General features: G+C 65.6%; 10 protein-coding genes. 6 read left to right on the top strand and 4 right to left on the bottom strand.

Annotation, left to right across the window (positions count from 1 at the left end; genetic code table 11):
- Positions 1 to 421 precede the first annotated feature (421 nt).
- Complete coding sequence (locus ABCW42_RS21120) at positions 422 to 772, bottom strand: hypothetical protein (protein ID WP_423185132.1); 351 nt, start codon at positions 770 to 772, stop codon at positions 422 to 424.
- Between the two features lie 477 nt (positions 773 to 1249).
- Between ABCW42_RS21120 and ABCW42_RS21115 the strand changes: the two genes are divergently transcribed.
- The 3 genes from ABCW42_RS21115 to ABCW42_RS21105 all read left to right on the top strand — a co-directional run bounded on the left by ABCW42_RS21115 (position 1250) and on the right by ABCW42_RS21105 (position 4544).
- Positions 1250 to 1786, top strand: a complete 537-nt coding sequence (locus tag ABCW42_RS21115; RefSeq protein WP_423185131.1) for a hypothetical protein — start codon at positions 1250 to 1252, stop codon at positions 1784 to 1786.
- A gap of 393 nt (positions 1787 to 2179) precedes the next feature.
- Entirely contained in the window at positions 2180 to 3724 is a 1545-nt protein-coding gene (locus ABCW42_RS21110) for a putative bifunctional diguanylate cyclase/phosphodiesterase (protein WP_423185130.1), read from the top strand.
- A gap of 4 nt (positions 3725 to 3728) precedes the next feature.
- A complete protein-coding gene (locus ABCW42_RS21105; protein ID WP_423185129.1) occupies positions 3729 to 4544 on the top strand; it encodes a class I SAM-dependent methyltransferase in 816 nt (271 codons plus the stop codon).
- Positions 4545 to 4873: 329 nt separating this feature from the next.
- Here ABCW42_RS21105 and ABCW42_RS21100 read toward each other — a convergent pair whose 3' ends face one another.
- Positions 4874 to 5083: a hypothetical protein gene (locus tag ABCW42_RS21100; protein ID WP_423185128.1), complete on the bottom strand. Its 210-nt coding sequence runs from the start codon at positions 5081 to 5083 to the stop codon at positions 4874 to 4876.
- A gap of 351 nt (positions 5084 to 5434) precedes the next feature.
- Here ABCW42_RS21100 and ABCW42_RS21095 point away from each other — a divergent pair, with 351 nt between their 5' ends.
- Complete coding sequence (locus ABCW42_RS21095; RefSeq protein WP_423185127.1) at positions 5435 to 5761, top strand: hypothetical protein; 327 nt, start codon at positions 5435 to 5437, stop codon at positions 5759 to 5761.
- A 328-nt stretch (positions 5762 to 6089) separates the two neighbouring features.
- Here ABCW42_RS21095 and ABCW42_RS21090 read toward each other — a convergent pair whose 3' ends face one another.
- Positions 6090 to 6215 carry a hypothetical protein gene (locus ABCW42_RS21090; protein ID WP_423185126.1) on the bottom strand — a complete coding sequence of 42 codons (126 nt, stop codon included), beginning with the start codon at positions 6213 to 6215 and terminating at the stop codon, positions 6090 to 6092.
- A gap of 553 nt (positions 6216 to 6768) precedes the next feature.
- Between ABCW42_RS21090 and ABCW42_RS21085 the strand changes: the two genes are divergently transcribed.
- Entirely contained in the window at positions 6769 to 8925 is a 2157-nt protein-coding gene (locus tag ABCW42_RS21085) for an EAL domain-containing protein (protein ID WP_423185125.1), read from the top strand.
- A 322-nt stretch (positions 8926 to 9247) separates the two neighbouring features.
- Here ABCW42_RS21085 and mobF read toward each other — a convergent pair whose 3' ends face one another.
- Positions 9248 to 13852, bottom strand: a complete 4605-nt coding sequence (gene mobF / locus ABCW42_RS21080) for a MobF family relaxase (protein WP_423185161.1) — start codon at positions 13850 to 13852, stop codon at positions 9248 to 9250.
- Between the two features lie 532 nt (positions 13853 to 14384).
- Between mobF and ABCW42_RS21075 the strand changes: the two genes are divergently transcribed.
- The gene (locus tag ABCW42_RS21075) at positions 14385 to 14849 is read left to right on the top strand and encodes a hypothetical protein (RefSeq protein ID WP_423185124.1); all 465 of its coding nucleotides are present in this window, start codon (positions 14385 to 14387) and stop codon (positions 14847 to 14849) included.
- Positions 14850 to 14856 lie beyond the last annotated feature (7 nt).

The raw sequence follows: 14856 nt of genomic DNA, 5'->3' as shown, positions 1-14856 counted from the left end.
CCGCCCTGCCCCGGTTCCGCAACAGGCGATCCAGGCCAACTAACCTCGATCGCGGAGCCTATGCCGGCATCCACGACCGGGACCCACTGTCCAAAGAACTTTGGACAACTGCCGGGGCTGGGCATCCCAGCCCCGGCACGACGCGGAGGACCCCCTACGGCTACAGTGTGTCTGCGGAGCGGATCGTGACGCGAAAACGCGGGAAATCTTTCCCGGTGACGGGCTGCCCCTAGACTCAGTTTCGAACCGGGACACAGGGGGCGCGGTCAGTTTTGTGGACTGAAGAAGGAGCCGCGGTGACTACGCTGGACATCGACTACCTGAAGTTCAACTACTCCTGCACGTACCGGGGCGTCCCGGACCGGGCCCATGACCCGTCGGACTATCCGCAGGAGTAGACGGTTTCCATCGACACCGACTCCTACATGAGCCGGGCAACCAGATGTCCTGGCGTCCGCCGGCCTTGGGGAAGGTCCTCCCAGGCACCTTGAAGTTTCGAACGGGTAGGACCATCGAATCCCGCATCCACTTCAAACCACCGAACTCCGTAAAGCCGATCGAGTTGCGCCACGACGGCGCTCCTTAAGGCCACTTCCAAGATCGCGATGTCGGCAAGGAAGGCTGCCGCGACGTCTCTGTCCCAGACATATAGGCGACGGGCCAATGCCGGATCGTGTCCGGCGGCAGCCAAATAGGTACCCATGCGTGTCGGGGTGACAGCTTTATCGAGGGCACGGCCATGGGCCGGATCTGTCCACGGAGTAACGGTCATTGGTTGAACCGAGGCTTCCTGTAAACTGGTAGGCGAAGTCCCCGGACCCGCCTCTCTGGACACGAGCCATGATGCGGCCGGGGTAAATTCTTTAAGCACCCCTACACTAGCTACGACTCCCCGGTTGTCTATTGCGAGGGTGAGATTTCACCCTGCTGCCCGCCTGTCACTTTCCCGGACCTGGCCCCATGCCCGCCATGGCGCAGTGTGGTCAGGCTTCGGCGCCTCCATGCTTCCCAGGACAGCGACCCCGGCAGGCCGTGCCGCGTTGAAGGCCTACCAGGATTCGATCCGACTGCCCAAGGCTGAGCTGGTCAGGTAGCTGCGGGACATCTTCGGCCGAGGTCATGACCTGCCTCCGGCACGCCTTGCTGGCCGAGCGGCACTCCGCAGCAGTAGTCCAGGCCCCGTTTCAGGGCGTGAACCCTCAATTGGGGGACGTCCCGCCCGCAACGCTGGTGAGCGAAGGCAGCGCGGATGAGGCCATGCGAACTGTGGCGCGCGGGGCTGCGGTTCGTGGGCCGGTCAATACTTGGTGTGCCGGCCCGGCGTTGTTTCGACGAGAACTTTGGTGGTGTGCGGGGTATTTTTGAGGAGTTGCTGAAAGGCTCGGCGGCCTGCCCGGGAGGGGACGTGATCGTGGTACCGGATTCTGCGGATGGTGGAAAGTCCAGTGTCGATTTTAGCGTTGACGGTTTTCTTCATCTGCGCTGGGTGCCCGGGGTCGCCATCGAGGTTGAGGATGCCCGTGCGGCCATGGCGAAAGTCAACGAGTTGTGCCGGCAGGAGCAGCACCCGATGCTTGTCGACATGGCAGAAGTCGCGTCCGTGAGCCGGGAGGCAAGGGCTGTCTGGTCCATTCCGTGCGGCGCGTCCCGGATTGCTTTGTTGGGCAAGTCGCCCGTGGACCGGGTCTTGGCGAACTTTTTCCTTGGTGTGCATATCCCGCCTTGCCCGACCCGTTTTTTTACATCACGCAGCGAGGCCATCGACTGGCTTGATGTTGGTGCGTGAGCCCCGGAGGTGTTTCCCGCAGCGGTCAAAGCCAAGCCCCATGGCTGCGCCTCTTGATGGGGAGGTGCACCGGCTGTGGAGGAGGCGGGCGCCGTCACACCGCCACGGTCTTCCCGGCACGAAGGCGCCTTCCGGTCCGGGACTGACCGGCGGCCGAATTCCTGTTCGCCCCTCAGCCGGCACCGCGACCGGGCAGACCTTTGTGGTGGTGAAGCGACACCGGGGCGCCGCATCGGACGTTGTCCATGGAGTCCGCGCCATGACGAGAAATAATTCGCCACTCACACAGCGGAAGCTCCCGGTTGGTGGCCGCACGCCTGCCGGTTGGCGCATTGGCGGGATGGAGCCCGTCAATGACGCACTTCACGGCGGTTTTCTGCTCCCCGGGGTTGCATGAGCCGGAGAAAGCGGGTTCAGGACCCGCGCCTTCAGCTGTTGGTTGACGGCGTTGTCCGGCTGGCTGCCGGTGATCTGGACGCGCGTATTGAACCTTCGGAGCACCGGGATGAGATTGATGCTGTCATCACGGGGGTCAACCTGCTTGCGGAGGAACTGGGTCACATTCATTCGGATCTGGAACAGAGGGTGGCCGCCCGCACGGCAATGCTGAGGCAGACGCAGGTTGAGCTGGAACAGATGGCCAAAACGGATGCCCTGACGGGCCTGGCAAACAGGACCCTGCTCACGGAGAGGATCCAGGAAGCCGTCGTGTCCGGCGCGGACGACGGAAGAGCACCTGCCGTGTTGGTCCTGGATCTGGACTCCTTCAAAGCCATCAACGACATTCTGGGCCACAGCGCCGGTGACGCCGCGCTGGTGGAGGTCGCCAACCGTCTGTGTTCCGTCGTCAGGGCCTCGGATACTGTGGCGCGCCTGGGCGGGGATGAATTTGCCATCCTCCTTACCGGGGCCACGGAAGAGGAGGTCCTGCGGATTGCGCACCGGGCATCGGAGTGTCTGCAGGAGAGCATGCGCATCGGATCGGAGACGGTCTGGGCAATGGCCAGCATCGGGGTGTGCCTCGGCTCACCGGGGTACCCGGCGGAGGCGCTGATGCGCTATGCCGACATTGCCATGTACCAGGCAAAGGCGCGGGGCCGTAACAATGTCCAGCTCTTCCACCAGGACATGCTCGACGCGGTCCGGGAACGGTCGCGGATCACCGCGGAACTGCGCACCGCCGTTGCCGGCGGGGAGCTGGCACTGCTGTACCAGCCGGTGGTCGAGCTGGGCTCCGGCAAGGTCATCGGCGTCGAAGCCCTCCTGAGATGGCATCACCCCGTCCGCGGAACCATACTGCCGGGCAGCTTCATCGGCATCGCGGAAGAAACCGGGCTGATCTTCGAGCTGGGACGGTGGGTGCTGCATGAAGGCCTCGCCCAGATGGGGCGCTGGAGCCACACCGACCCGGACCTGCCACACTTTTGTCTGCACATCAATCTTTCCGCCGCCGAACTGCTTCGGCCCGACCTGCTGGAGGACATCAGGGACACCCTGGCCAGGAACGGCGTGGATCCGCGGCGTCTGGTCCTGGAAATCACCGAGACCGTGTTGATGTCCCGGGGAACCGGGGAAGAACAGGTCCTGAGCCGGCTCCGGGAGCTCGGCGTGGGGCTGCAGATCGACGACTTCGGCACCGGCTACTCATCCATCAGCTACCTCAGGTCGCTCCCGGCGGACACCGTGAAAGTCGACCATTCCCTGATCAAGGACATGGAGTCCGACCCCCGGCAGCAAGAATTCGTGTCCGCCATTCTGCAGCTGATTTCCGCAGCCGGACTCAATGCAACCGTCGAAGGCATCGAAACCGCCGAACAGGCTACCCAACTGCAGGCCATGGGATGCCTCCACGGTCAGGGCTACTTCTACGGATATCCGGTACCGGCCGCGCAGATACCCGATCAACTCCGCCGGCCCGCACGCCGTCTGTACAGTTAGCCTTATGTCGAAGCTCTGGGACCGGATGCTGCTTGTCCCCGCGGTGGTTCGCCTCGCTTCCCGGGCACCACGGAACCGGGACACCGCGTGGGAAGGATACTGGCAAGGAATCCGCACCACCGGCCGATCAGGAGAGGTGCTGTGGGACGCCGACTCCATGGCCGAACGCGCGCAGTACTCCGACACGCTTGCAGCCCATTTTGACCCGGACCTTCCGGTCGTCGACGTCGGGTGCGGCAACGGAAGCAACACCCGCTGGCTTGCCGGCCTGTTCCCAAGGGCTCTCGGCATCGACGTCTCCACGGGGGCGATCGAGAGGGCAAGCAAGGAAGCAGAAGGCATCCACAACGCCGGCTTCATGGTGCTGGACGCCTCACGGGCGGGCGCGGGAGAGCTCCTGCTGGAGCGGCTGGGGCCGGCCAATGTCTTCGTCCGCGGAGTCTTCCACGTCCTCAAGCCCGACAAGCAGGCTGCCATGGCCGCCAACCTGCGAACCATCATCGGGAACAGAGGCCGGGTGTTACTGGCCGAAACCAACTTCCGCGGAAACAGCCTCGCTTACCTGACGGAACTTGGCGCCACCCCGCAGCGCATGCCCGCGCAGCTGCAGCGCGCCCTGGCAAACCTTCCCCGGCCCGGGCATTTCGGCGCCCGGGAACGACACAACGCCTTTCCCGCATCGGACTGGAAGGTGATCGCGGACGGCCCCGTCAACATTGAAGTGGTCCCGATGAACCCCGGCGGTCTACCGCAATGGGTTCCGGGATACTACGCACTCCTCTCGGGCGCGGAAGGCTCCGGAACAGAGCAGGAACCGTAAGGGCGTCCCGTCGATCCGGACGTCCGCCCCTGCAGCCAACCCTTGCCGATGTCGCCGACGCGGACCGTGCCGGGAACCAGGATCGTGAGCTGCGCAGCCTCGACCTCTGTCCTAATCGACGTACGAAACCTCTGACTATGTCAACCTCTTATGGCCCCACTATGACGGGGGTATTCCTTGCCCCACTGCGTGACGTCATCTGGAAGATGTCGTATTACCTCGGTGGGGCCGTGATTTCGGGGTTGGCGCGCACCAGGCCAGCCGACGGACGCTCGAGGAGGATGGCCCCGGGGTGCCGGGGCTGAAGGACCGGATCGGTGTCGGTGCCTCTAGGCCGGGGCGGGGCTGCTGCCGGTGGTGTCCCAGGAGTGGAAGTGCGCGGTTTGGCCCTGGTGGTGTTTATTGTTGTAATCCTGGGCGTAGGCCAGAGCGTCCTCAAGTTCGGGGAAGAGGCGGTCTTTGGTCCCGTTGTCGCACTTGACCAGGTAGGCGAGCTGCTTCAGTCCATAGCACTGGTAAACATGGGCAGGTCTGGCCATGGCGTTCCCCCTACTTCGTTCTCATGCGTTGCCGGGCCAAATCAGCCTAACTGACGTGGTGTAGTTGCATGGTGTGTGACGAACCCCTGCCTCCGCTGTGAACTGGTTCCGGTGGCCCGGCAGCGTCTTGGCGTATTGCCCTTGGGATTCTCTGTCTGACCCTCGGCATTGGGTTCATTATTGACACAAGCCTGTGTGGCGAGGGTGTATTGGACCCGGTAGCCCTGTTCCGGGGCCGCGGTGCCGAGCCCGATGAGGAGGTGGGTTTTGCCCGCACCACGCCATACCCTGCGAATCACCATCATCTGAGTACACTGCGAGGGCAAGGGAGGGAGCCCGTGCAAGATCGTCATGGATAACAATCTGAAGGCCATTCACAAGGAGGCGCTCCAGAGCCAGGCACGGCAGCGGGTGGATCTGATCGATGAGATGCGCACCGCAAAGAATGCGGCGGACAGAAAGCTGCCCCAGCGCGACATCGCCGGCCTTCTTGCCACGAGCCAAGCCAAGGTGCATCGGCTGCTCAAGGCCCTCGACCCCCGGGGAGGTCTCGTCGACAAGGATCCGGAGGAGATGATTCTACGCGCGTTCGCCTATGACTCTTCCGGGAAGACGCTTGTCGATGACCTGAAGGCGCTCTCATACACCTTCGGGAAATCCGCACCCTGCCCCCCATGACGGCCGGATGCCGGGGACTTGGGATCAGGTCCGCGCGGGGCGGGGATTTGGCCGTCGCCCCACCTGGGCTGGCATATATTTTGACGATCTCGCCATAGCCGGGGCCGCACGGGCTTACAAAGGGACCCGCGCGTCACTGCCGGCGGTCATGCCGCTGTTGTGACAGCGGGCCCTGCGGGTGCAGGCAAATCCAGCGCTTTGGACTCGATGGACCTTTGAGGCTATCGCAGGAGCGATCGGTGAAGAAGGGCGGACCTTGGCAGAGCAGTGGGCCTTCGTGGGCGGCTTTGCGGCCAGAGTCCTGTCCTCGCACTGGTCAATGCCCCTGCTATTTGGTCAGCGCGTAGGAGACCACGACGGTGGTGGCGGCCGCGAGGAGTCCCAGCAGCACATACGAGAAGACTCTGAACCGGCGGGCGCGCCGGTTGTCCTTCTCGAAGTGTCGGTAGTGCATTGGTTTTCTTCTCGGCATCGCCATCGTCCCCAATTCTGGATGTCCCTTTGATTCCACCCTAAAGTGTCACGAGATTTGACGGAGTCAGTAACGAAATAAGTCGTCCCCATCAATGCGGAAGCTATTATTGCAGCAGTGAATCGGTGTCGCCGGGCTTCGGCGGGAGAAAATTTGCTAATCTAATTCCGCGCCCGCGATGTTCGTTCCTCGGTTGCGCATCCCCGAGGAAGGCCCGTCCCGATCCCCATGGTCACCGGAGGGGCCTTCCTTGCACCCATCCTCCGAACAGCCCAGAAGTCGAGGCCAGGGCGTTCCTGTGCACGGGCCGGGGCGCCACGCGATACTTCGGAATAATTAATATCCCAATCTCGATTTATCTTCGCCAAGCCTCCTTTTAATCTTTTGTGCCGGTCGTCACGATCAAGCACAAACCTCACGGGGCATCGCCCGCCGTGGTGAAGATGCGACGGCTATGGTGGAATTACCTCCCCGGACCCAGGGCGTCCACGGGAATTCTTTTTCGTTGTGTAGCATGACTTCCACTGGGGGTGGAATGAAGACATTGATCAACGTCTTTGCGGGGCTGGGAAGTCCCTTTTTCCGGCACCGCCGGCGTGCTGTTTCCGGGAAACTCCGCGGGGTTCGGGGCGGGAAGGGCGCGGGCCCGGAGCGGGCGCATTCCGTTCGGGGCCGGGTTTCTCCGGCGCTGTTGGGCCAGGGGCTGGATGCGGTCTCTGAAGCTTCCCTGATCACGGACGCGGAGCAGTGCATCGTGTATGCCAACCCTGCGTTCACAGCCGTCACGGGATACAGCTCCGAGGAAGTACTGGGCCGGAACTGCCGTCTGCTCCAAGGCCCCGGATCTGATTCCCGGACCATCGCGGCGCTGCGGACGACGCTTGCCCGCCAGGAAACCTTCCGCGGTGAAATCCTGAACTACCGCAAGGACGGGACACCCTTCTGGAACGCACTGACCGTTTCACCGCTGCGGGACCGGACCGGCGCCGTCACGCATTTCGTCAGTGTCCAGCGGGATGTCACGGCCCAGAAGGCCCTGCAGGACAGGCTGCGCTTCCTGGCCCTTCACGATCCGGTCACCGGCCTGCCGAACCGGACCGCCCTGGACCGGCACCTGTCCGCACGCCGGGCAGACAACACCGTCCGGGCGGGTCATGTGGCGGTCGGGATCATCGCGCTGGACGACACCAGACCCGCCAACGACGTCGACAGGCACGAGACCGGCGATGCCCTGCTGTTGGAATTCGCGCACCGGATGCGGGCCAAACTACGCGACACCGATTTCCTGGCACGGCTTGGCGGTGATGAGTTCGTCCTCGTCATCGAGGACCTGGACCGGGAAACCCCGGAAGTGCAGCTCGGAAGCATCCTGGCCCGCCTCCACCAGGCCGTGGACACCGAATTCGTCCCCGCCCCCGGTACCGGCGTCCGGATGGGAATGAGCCTGGGCATAGCCCTGTGGACACCCGCCACCGAGACCGGCGAGGAGATCCTCCGACGGGCAGATGCCGTGCTCTGCGAACTCACATCCCGCACAGACGACCGCGACCCGTGGTGGCAGCTGGAGGACACGGACGCCGCAGCCCTTACCGGCAGCAACACCGCCCCTCTGCGGTCGACAGGCCCGAAGGAGTCCCAGGACGGCGCCAAACAGCCGGCCCCGGCCGGCCCAGCGCCCCGGAACGGGATCTTCACCGGCGGCCTGCGCATGTACTTCCAACCCGTGGTCGACCTGGATACCGGAAAGATCCATCTCCTTGAGGCCCTCGCCCGGCTGCACCTCACGGACGGCACCGTCCAGGTACCTTCAGCCTTCCTGCCGGGGCTATCCGAGGAAGACACCAACCGCCTCTTCCGTGACTCACTCGATCAGACCCTGGGCCACCTCGCCGCCTGGGACTCCGCCGGCCACCGGCTGCGGGCCAGCATCAATCTGCACCCCTCAACCCTGCTGGACCCGGACTGCGCCCACTGGGTCGCTTCGGCCCTGGACCACCACCACCTCACGCCCGACAGGCTCGTCATCGAACTCCTCGAAAACCATGCCGAGGACAGCGAAGCCCAACAGCGGACCTTCAACGACCTGCACGCGCTCGGGGTCGGAATGGCCCAAGATGACCTGGGCGCCGGACACAGCAGCCTCCGCAGGCTCACCGCCATGGCCTTTGACACCGTGAAAATCGACCACAGGGTCATCGCCCAACTGAACACCTCACCCATCCCTACCATGACGTTCCTGACCACGATGATCCGCATGGGCCAGGACATGGGCTGGCGCGTGATCGCCGAAGGCCTCGAAGACCACGGACTCACCGAAGCCGTCATCATCCTCGGCATCCCCTACGGCCAGGGCTACCACATCGCCCGACCCATGCCCGCAGAACAAGTCCCCGCATGGATCGCCGATTTCCAGCCGCCTTCCCGTCCGGGCCCCGTCCGTACCGTGCTCGGAGCCCTGGCCTTCCACTGGCAATACGCCCGGCTCGACTCCCCGCACCCCGGCCCCGTCGAAACCTGCTCGCTGACGAGCTTCCTGAGCAAGGCCATCCACGGCGAAGACGCCACAAAATGGCACCAGCAACAACACGCCCCCGCCAGGGACCACACCCCGGCAGGGATCGAACTGCTGCAATGGCTCACCGACCGTCTCACCAAGGACCGCCCCGGCAAACCCCTGACCACCACTACATGAGTGACCGGATCAACCCCGGACAAATCAAAAGGCTCCGGTCCTGCACGGAGTCATCACACCTTGCTGGACTGTCACCAGTCAGCGTGTTCTTTCACGCAGCACGGAGCCGCTTCAAACGATCACGCCGCTATCGAGCCGGAGGGAGATGTTCCCTGAGCTTGGGCGGGCTGATGAGTAACGAACTTCGTTTCAGACTGGTTGCTGGAACCCGAGTCCCCCTTGAACAATGAGCGGTCAGTCGGGGGAAAGTCCCCAGACTGCCGGACACTGGGACCGGAACACCAGAGCCCTCATTGGAAGATGGGTCTGGCGTTTGACCAGGTCAGAGTTCCCGGCCGTGGTTCTGCTGCTGTTGTTGTTGGCGGGCCAGGGCCGCGGCGCGTTCGGATTGTTCCCGGGCTGCGCGTTTGGCGGGGTCCTCCGCCGGGCCCGGCTCCTCTTGTTGTTGGGTGGCGCGGGCAGCGGCGCGTTCGGCGGTGAGCCGTTCCAGCCGGGACCTGAGCCGCGGCCGGGCCTTCTCGGTCTCGGTGGCTGCGGCGGGTTCCTGGCCGTTGGCTTCCCGGTCTTTGTCGGTGGCTTCCTGGGCTTCGGACGGGCCCGCGTGGGTGGCAGCGGCTGTGTCGAGGGCGTTGGCGGCGTCGAGCACGAGGTCTGTGTCGTTGGCCCGTTCGGGGGTGGCGTGGGCTGCCCGGGACATGGAGACGACGCGGTGGTGGAGGTCTTTGCCGATCTCCTGGTCCCGGAAGGCCACCGGTACCGGGACGGTTTCGGTGTCGGGGATGTTGTAGCGTTCCCGGAACGCGTGGACTTCGGCGGCGAGGTCCCGCCAGCGGCGGGCAGGTTCGTCCTTGGCCGGGACGGGGCCGAGCCCTGCGGACCAGGGGGTGGGTTCGGCGGCGATCAGGTGGCCGCGTTCTTCGAAGCGGGCAGCCAGGATCGCCCGGCGGGCCAGGAGCTCCTGGCGCCATTGGGCGGGCAGGTAGTTGCTGTCCAGGAGGGTCCGGGCGGGGGCGAGCCATTCCGGCAACCGGTCCGGCGCCTTCACCTGGGTGACGGGGCCGGGGGTGTGCAGGCGGAGGCGTTGTTCGGCGCGGATCTGCGCGGCAACGGTCCGGGACTGGTGGTAGCGGTCCCGGTGCCCTGCCAGGGCGGCGTCCTTGCCCCAGCGTGACTTCGGGCCGCGTTCCACGGTCTCGGTGGCGCGGCGGTGGTAGTCCAGGTACTGGTTGCGGATGGCCTGCTCGCCGCGCAGCTGCCGGATCCGTGAGTGCATTTTCTTCGCCTCGGCCGGGTCGTTGAGGGCGGCGGCTTCGCGGGCGGCAAAGCGGTCCAGGTTGATCCGGTTCTCCAGCTCCTCATCGGACAGGGCCCCGTAGGGGCGCCCGGTCCAATGGGCCGGCTCCCCCGCCCCGGAACCCTTCTGCGCTGGGGATGACATTTGCCCGGCTGCTAGCTGTCCGGTCGGTGCCTGTCCGTTCGTGGACTGGCGGTCGCGGGTGGCCTCGTTGCTCATGGTCTCGATGCTGGTGGCCTCGTCCTTGGTGGCATTGTCGAGGGCGGTTTTGGCCAGTGTGGCGCGGTGTTCGGCGGCTTGTCCGAGGTCGGCGAGCTGCGTATCGGTGAACCCCGCCATGGGCCGGGCCCCGGCCTTGGCGAGCAGCCGGTCGGCGTGGTTGACGATGCGTTGGATACGCCAGGCGAGCACCGCGGATGTGTCCTCGGCCGTGCCGAATTCCCGCTGCGCGTACGCGGTGGCCATGAGTTTCCGGGGGTCCCAGCCGGCGGTTTCGGCCCTGGCGAGGTTCGCCGCGACGGCGCCCCAGGACTCGGCCGAGATGAAGGTTTCCGCCACGGCTCTGCCCATGATGTGCCGGGCGATGCCGGCCATGCGCTCGGCTTCGGCGAGTTCGTTGACGTGGCGGTACTGGGCGAGCAGGGTGGCGGTGGCGTCGACGCGGTGGTGTTCGGCGGCCATGGCTTCGTGCGCGGATTCCTCCAGGCCGTGGTTCGCCGCAATGGACGCGAGGACCTGGTCGCGGGTCTGGCCGACTTCGACGATCACGTAGGAGCTGTTCCGGGCGGATCCGCGGGTGGACATGACGTAGGCGTGGTTGCGGGTCGTGGTGGCGTCCATGACACTGACGGCCTTCACGGTGGTAAGGCCCTGGACGCGGGTGGAGGTGGTGGCGTAGCCCAGGTGCACGTGGGCGCGGACGTATTCGCCCGGGAGCCTCACCCGGCCCCCGTGCCCGAGGTGCTCGACAGTGAGGGATCCGTCGCGGTGGGTTCTCCGGACCCGCCACAGGTCCCCGTTTTTCACGCTCTCTGCCCCGCGTTTGGCTTTGAGCCGGCCGTCGTTCAGGCGGGTGACGACGTGGTCGCCGGTGTGGGCGGCGGCCCCGTCCCGCATCAGGACTCCGCGGGAGCGGGGGTCCACGTCGCCGGTCTGCAGCCGGTAGGCCTGGGCGCGTTCATTCAGCCGGTCCACCATCTCGTTGCCCGGGGCGATGATCACGGAGTCGTCCCCCGCGTTCAGGTGGGTTTGGAAGGCGGTGAAGGCAACTTGCTCCATGGTGGCCGCGTCGCCGGCGACGATCCGGCCGTTGGCCTTGTACCAGGCGAACGGGTCGACCTCCCCCACGCGGGGGGTGCGCAGGGCCAGGGACGCGGCGGCTTCTTCGAGGTTGACCACGTTCTTCCCGTCCGCGTCGACGGTCCGGAAGCGCTGCACGGCGAGCAGTTCCACGGCGCCGGCTTCGGCGACCAGCATCCGCAGCGCTCCCCCGGCCTGCACGGCACCGATCTGGTGATCGTCCCCGACGAACCGCACGACCGCGCCCTTGTCCCGGGCCAGGGTGATGACCTTGGCGAGCTTATTAGTGCCCTGCATTCCGCCTTCGTCCACGATGATCAGGTCCCCGGCCCCGAAGTCCAGATGCGTGTAGTCCCCATGCCCGGCCAGGTCCTTGTCGTGCACGGTGAGCATCAGGTCCGTGGTGGCAGCGACGGCGTTAATACTTTGCCCGAGGGCTTTGGCGGCGATCGCGGACGGGGCGAGGGCGATCACCTTGTGCCCGGCCGCGGTGACGGCTTCGCGGACGAGTTCCATGGCGGTGGTCTTCCCGGCACCGGCCGGCCCGATCCCCACGGCGAGGAGCTTTCCGGAGGTGGCGAGCTCCCGGGCGAAGGCCACCTGGTCATCGCCCAGGGTGTACCCCTTGGACTTCTTGAGCCGGGCGTTGAACGCCTCCAGAGCGGTGTCGAATCCTGCCCTGGTCGCCGCCGGGGTGACGTCGGTGGCGGCGGCGCGCAGCAGCAGGTTCTCGTCCGCGAGGACCCGGGTGGAGGTGTAGCGGGTGTCGGTGCGGTGCACGAAGACACTGGTCCCGTCCTCGCGGGCGAGGGCCCGGAAGGTCGGGTGGATGCTGGCCGGGGTCAACGATACCGAGAAGGTCCCCAAAGCGGTGTCGATCACCTGATCGAGGGTGGCGGTGTCGACGTGGCCGTGCTCCATGCCGTGGGTTTTGGCCCAGCGCCAGGCCTCGGCCATGACGTTCTGCCGGCTCCAGGTGGCGCGCTTGTCGGAGACCTCCGCAATGATCTTTTCTGCCGCCGCGGCCACATCAACACCAGCCGACGGGCCGTGCTGTTCCCGGGCGTGGTGTGCGGAGGTGAGGGCCTGCTCGATCATCCTTTTCACGCCGTGTTTGCCGATCATCCCGGCGGCTTGGTGGTGCCATTGGGCGACCTGGGCGGCGAGGGAGGGGGCGTGGGCTTTGTCGGGGCGGGTCTGCAGGTTCGCGGTCTGCATGATCTTCAGCATGGCCGCCTTGTCCGGGGCCCGGCCGTGCCGGTCCGTGTAATCGGCCACGAGGTCCTCGACGATGTCGCGCATGGATTCGCTGCGCCGGGCGAAGCCGCGCACGACCTTATCGGGGATGGCTTTGATTTCCATGACCGGCTGCCTGGACGCCTCCGGGGTGCGGGCTTCAAACTGTATGCCGGCTTGTTCGAGGTACATCTGGGTGCGGGTGTTGTAGAGCTCGGACACGGCGACGGCGGTGCGGTGCAGCAGTTTGGAGTCGATGGTTTTCCAGTGCCCTTTGCCGTCCTGGACCTTGTTGGAGACCACGACGTGGTTGTGCAGGTTCGGGTCCCCGAGGCGGGAGTCGTGGTGCCGGAAGCTGGTGGCCACGACCCCGCTGGTGCCTTCCTGGGCGATGCCGTTCCGCCCGGTCCGGGTCGCGATCCCGCGCTCCTCCAGGTACAACAAGGCATCCTGAATGGCCCGTTCGTGGGCGTCCTCGACCAGGGTCCGGCCCGTCTCCCCGCCCAGGGCCCACAGCACGGAGACGCTTTTGACGGGGGTGAAGGTGAGGTCGAATCCGGCGACGGCGGTCTGCTGCGGGCGCAGCTGCACGGTGATGAACCGGCCGAGTTCTTCCTTGGTGGAGGGCCGGCGGCCGTGGGTGTCCAGGAAGAGTTTCGCGCCTTCCTTGACCTTCAGGTTGCGCTTCTCGACGGCGGTGGGTTTGCGTCCCTGGACGCGTTCGAACGCCGCGGTCGCTTCGCTGATCTTCCTGCCCAGCTCGGAGTCTTTGGCCGTGTATTCGTAGTATTTGGCGCCGAGTTTCGCGGCCCGTTCGGCGTCCTTCCGCGAAAGACCGGCGGCGGTTTTTTCGGTAATGATGCGTTCGCGGTCGGGGTGCAGGCCGTGCCCAAACAGGTTCTCCATCTGCTGCTCCGTCACGGTCCCGGTGACGCCGAACGCGGGCAGGTTGGACCCGGTCCACTGCCCGGGCGGGTAGCCTTCGGCGGTGTAGTAGTCCCCGAGCTTGCTGCCCGGTTCACGGACCTGGTCGCCGGTGGCGATCTGAGACGTGTAGTACAGATAGCCGGTCCCGGCGCTCAGTACGTGCAGGCTCATCACCCGCCCAGCCTAGCGGCAGCGGCCTCATTTATCGAAGATGCCAGAGGTGTGGCTGATTCTGGTGGTTTTCGCTGATGGGAGTGGGCGAGCATCTTGCCGGAAATCATCCAGGGTCGGGCCATCAGGTGTGGTGATGCGGTTCTCCAGGGGAGAGCTGGCTGTTGGCAACATGCCTTTTCGTTGTCAATGGTCGGGCTCGATGGTGGTGAACCGTCCGCCGGGGGTTGTCCACGGGTGGGCAGGGCAGAGACCGGGCGTTATCTCGAAAGCTATCCACGTGTGGACAACCCAGGGCACAACCAGGCCGCAGGGAGGCGGAGCCGACCGGAGGGCGATTTCGGCGCGGCCAGCGCCTGCCGCCCCGGCGGCACTCGGGTCCGCCCTGCGCGGTCCCGGCGAACCCGCCCAGTGCCGGGATGGTGGGCGTGGTGGTTCGACACGTTCACCCGGCCGTCGATAGGCTGGGGCCATCACAGACAGCGCCGGGGGAAAGGCTTCTGGCCGTTAGGTTTTGGGGGTGGTTGGTGCGATGGCACTGACACGGAATTCAACGATGATCGAGGCCCGGCGCAAGGCCCGCGACTATGCGCAGAAGCGCCAGGAACGTGAAGGCAAGCTTGTCGCCCTGGCCGAGGAATTCTTCATCGCCGGCGGCGAAGCGGAAAAGATCCTGGACGCCGCCGAGGCCAAGGCCGGGCAGATCATGACAGCCGCCCAGGGCAAGGCCGATCAGGTGCGCGCCGCCGCGAAGATCCAGGCCGAAAAGAAGGCAGCCGGAACAGCCACGATCATCCGCAGGATGATCGACCTTGACGTTCCCAAGGCGGAGATCGCCGAACGCCTCGGCGTCACCCAGGCAGCGATCCGCAAAGCCGCCGGCGCCGAGAGCGCAGGCACTGAGAACAGTGACGCCCTCGATGAGGCCGGTGACGGTGACGACGACGCCGCACCGGTGGACGGCAACCACGGGCACGACGGGCAACCCGCCGGATAGCCGGCAC

Origin of the sequence: Arthrobacter sp. NyZ413, assembly GCF_049390645.1 — a bacterium.
Classification (GTDB): Bacteria; Actinomycetota; Actinomycetes; order Actinomycetales; family Micrococcaceae; genus Arthrobacter.
This window is presented reverse-complemented; position numbering and strand designations above follow the sequence as displayed.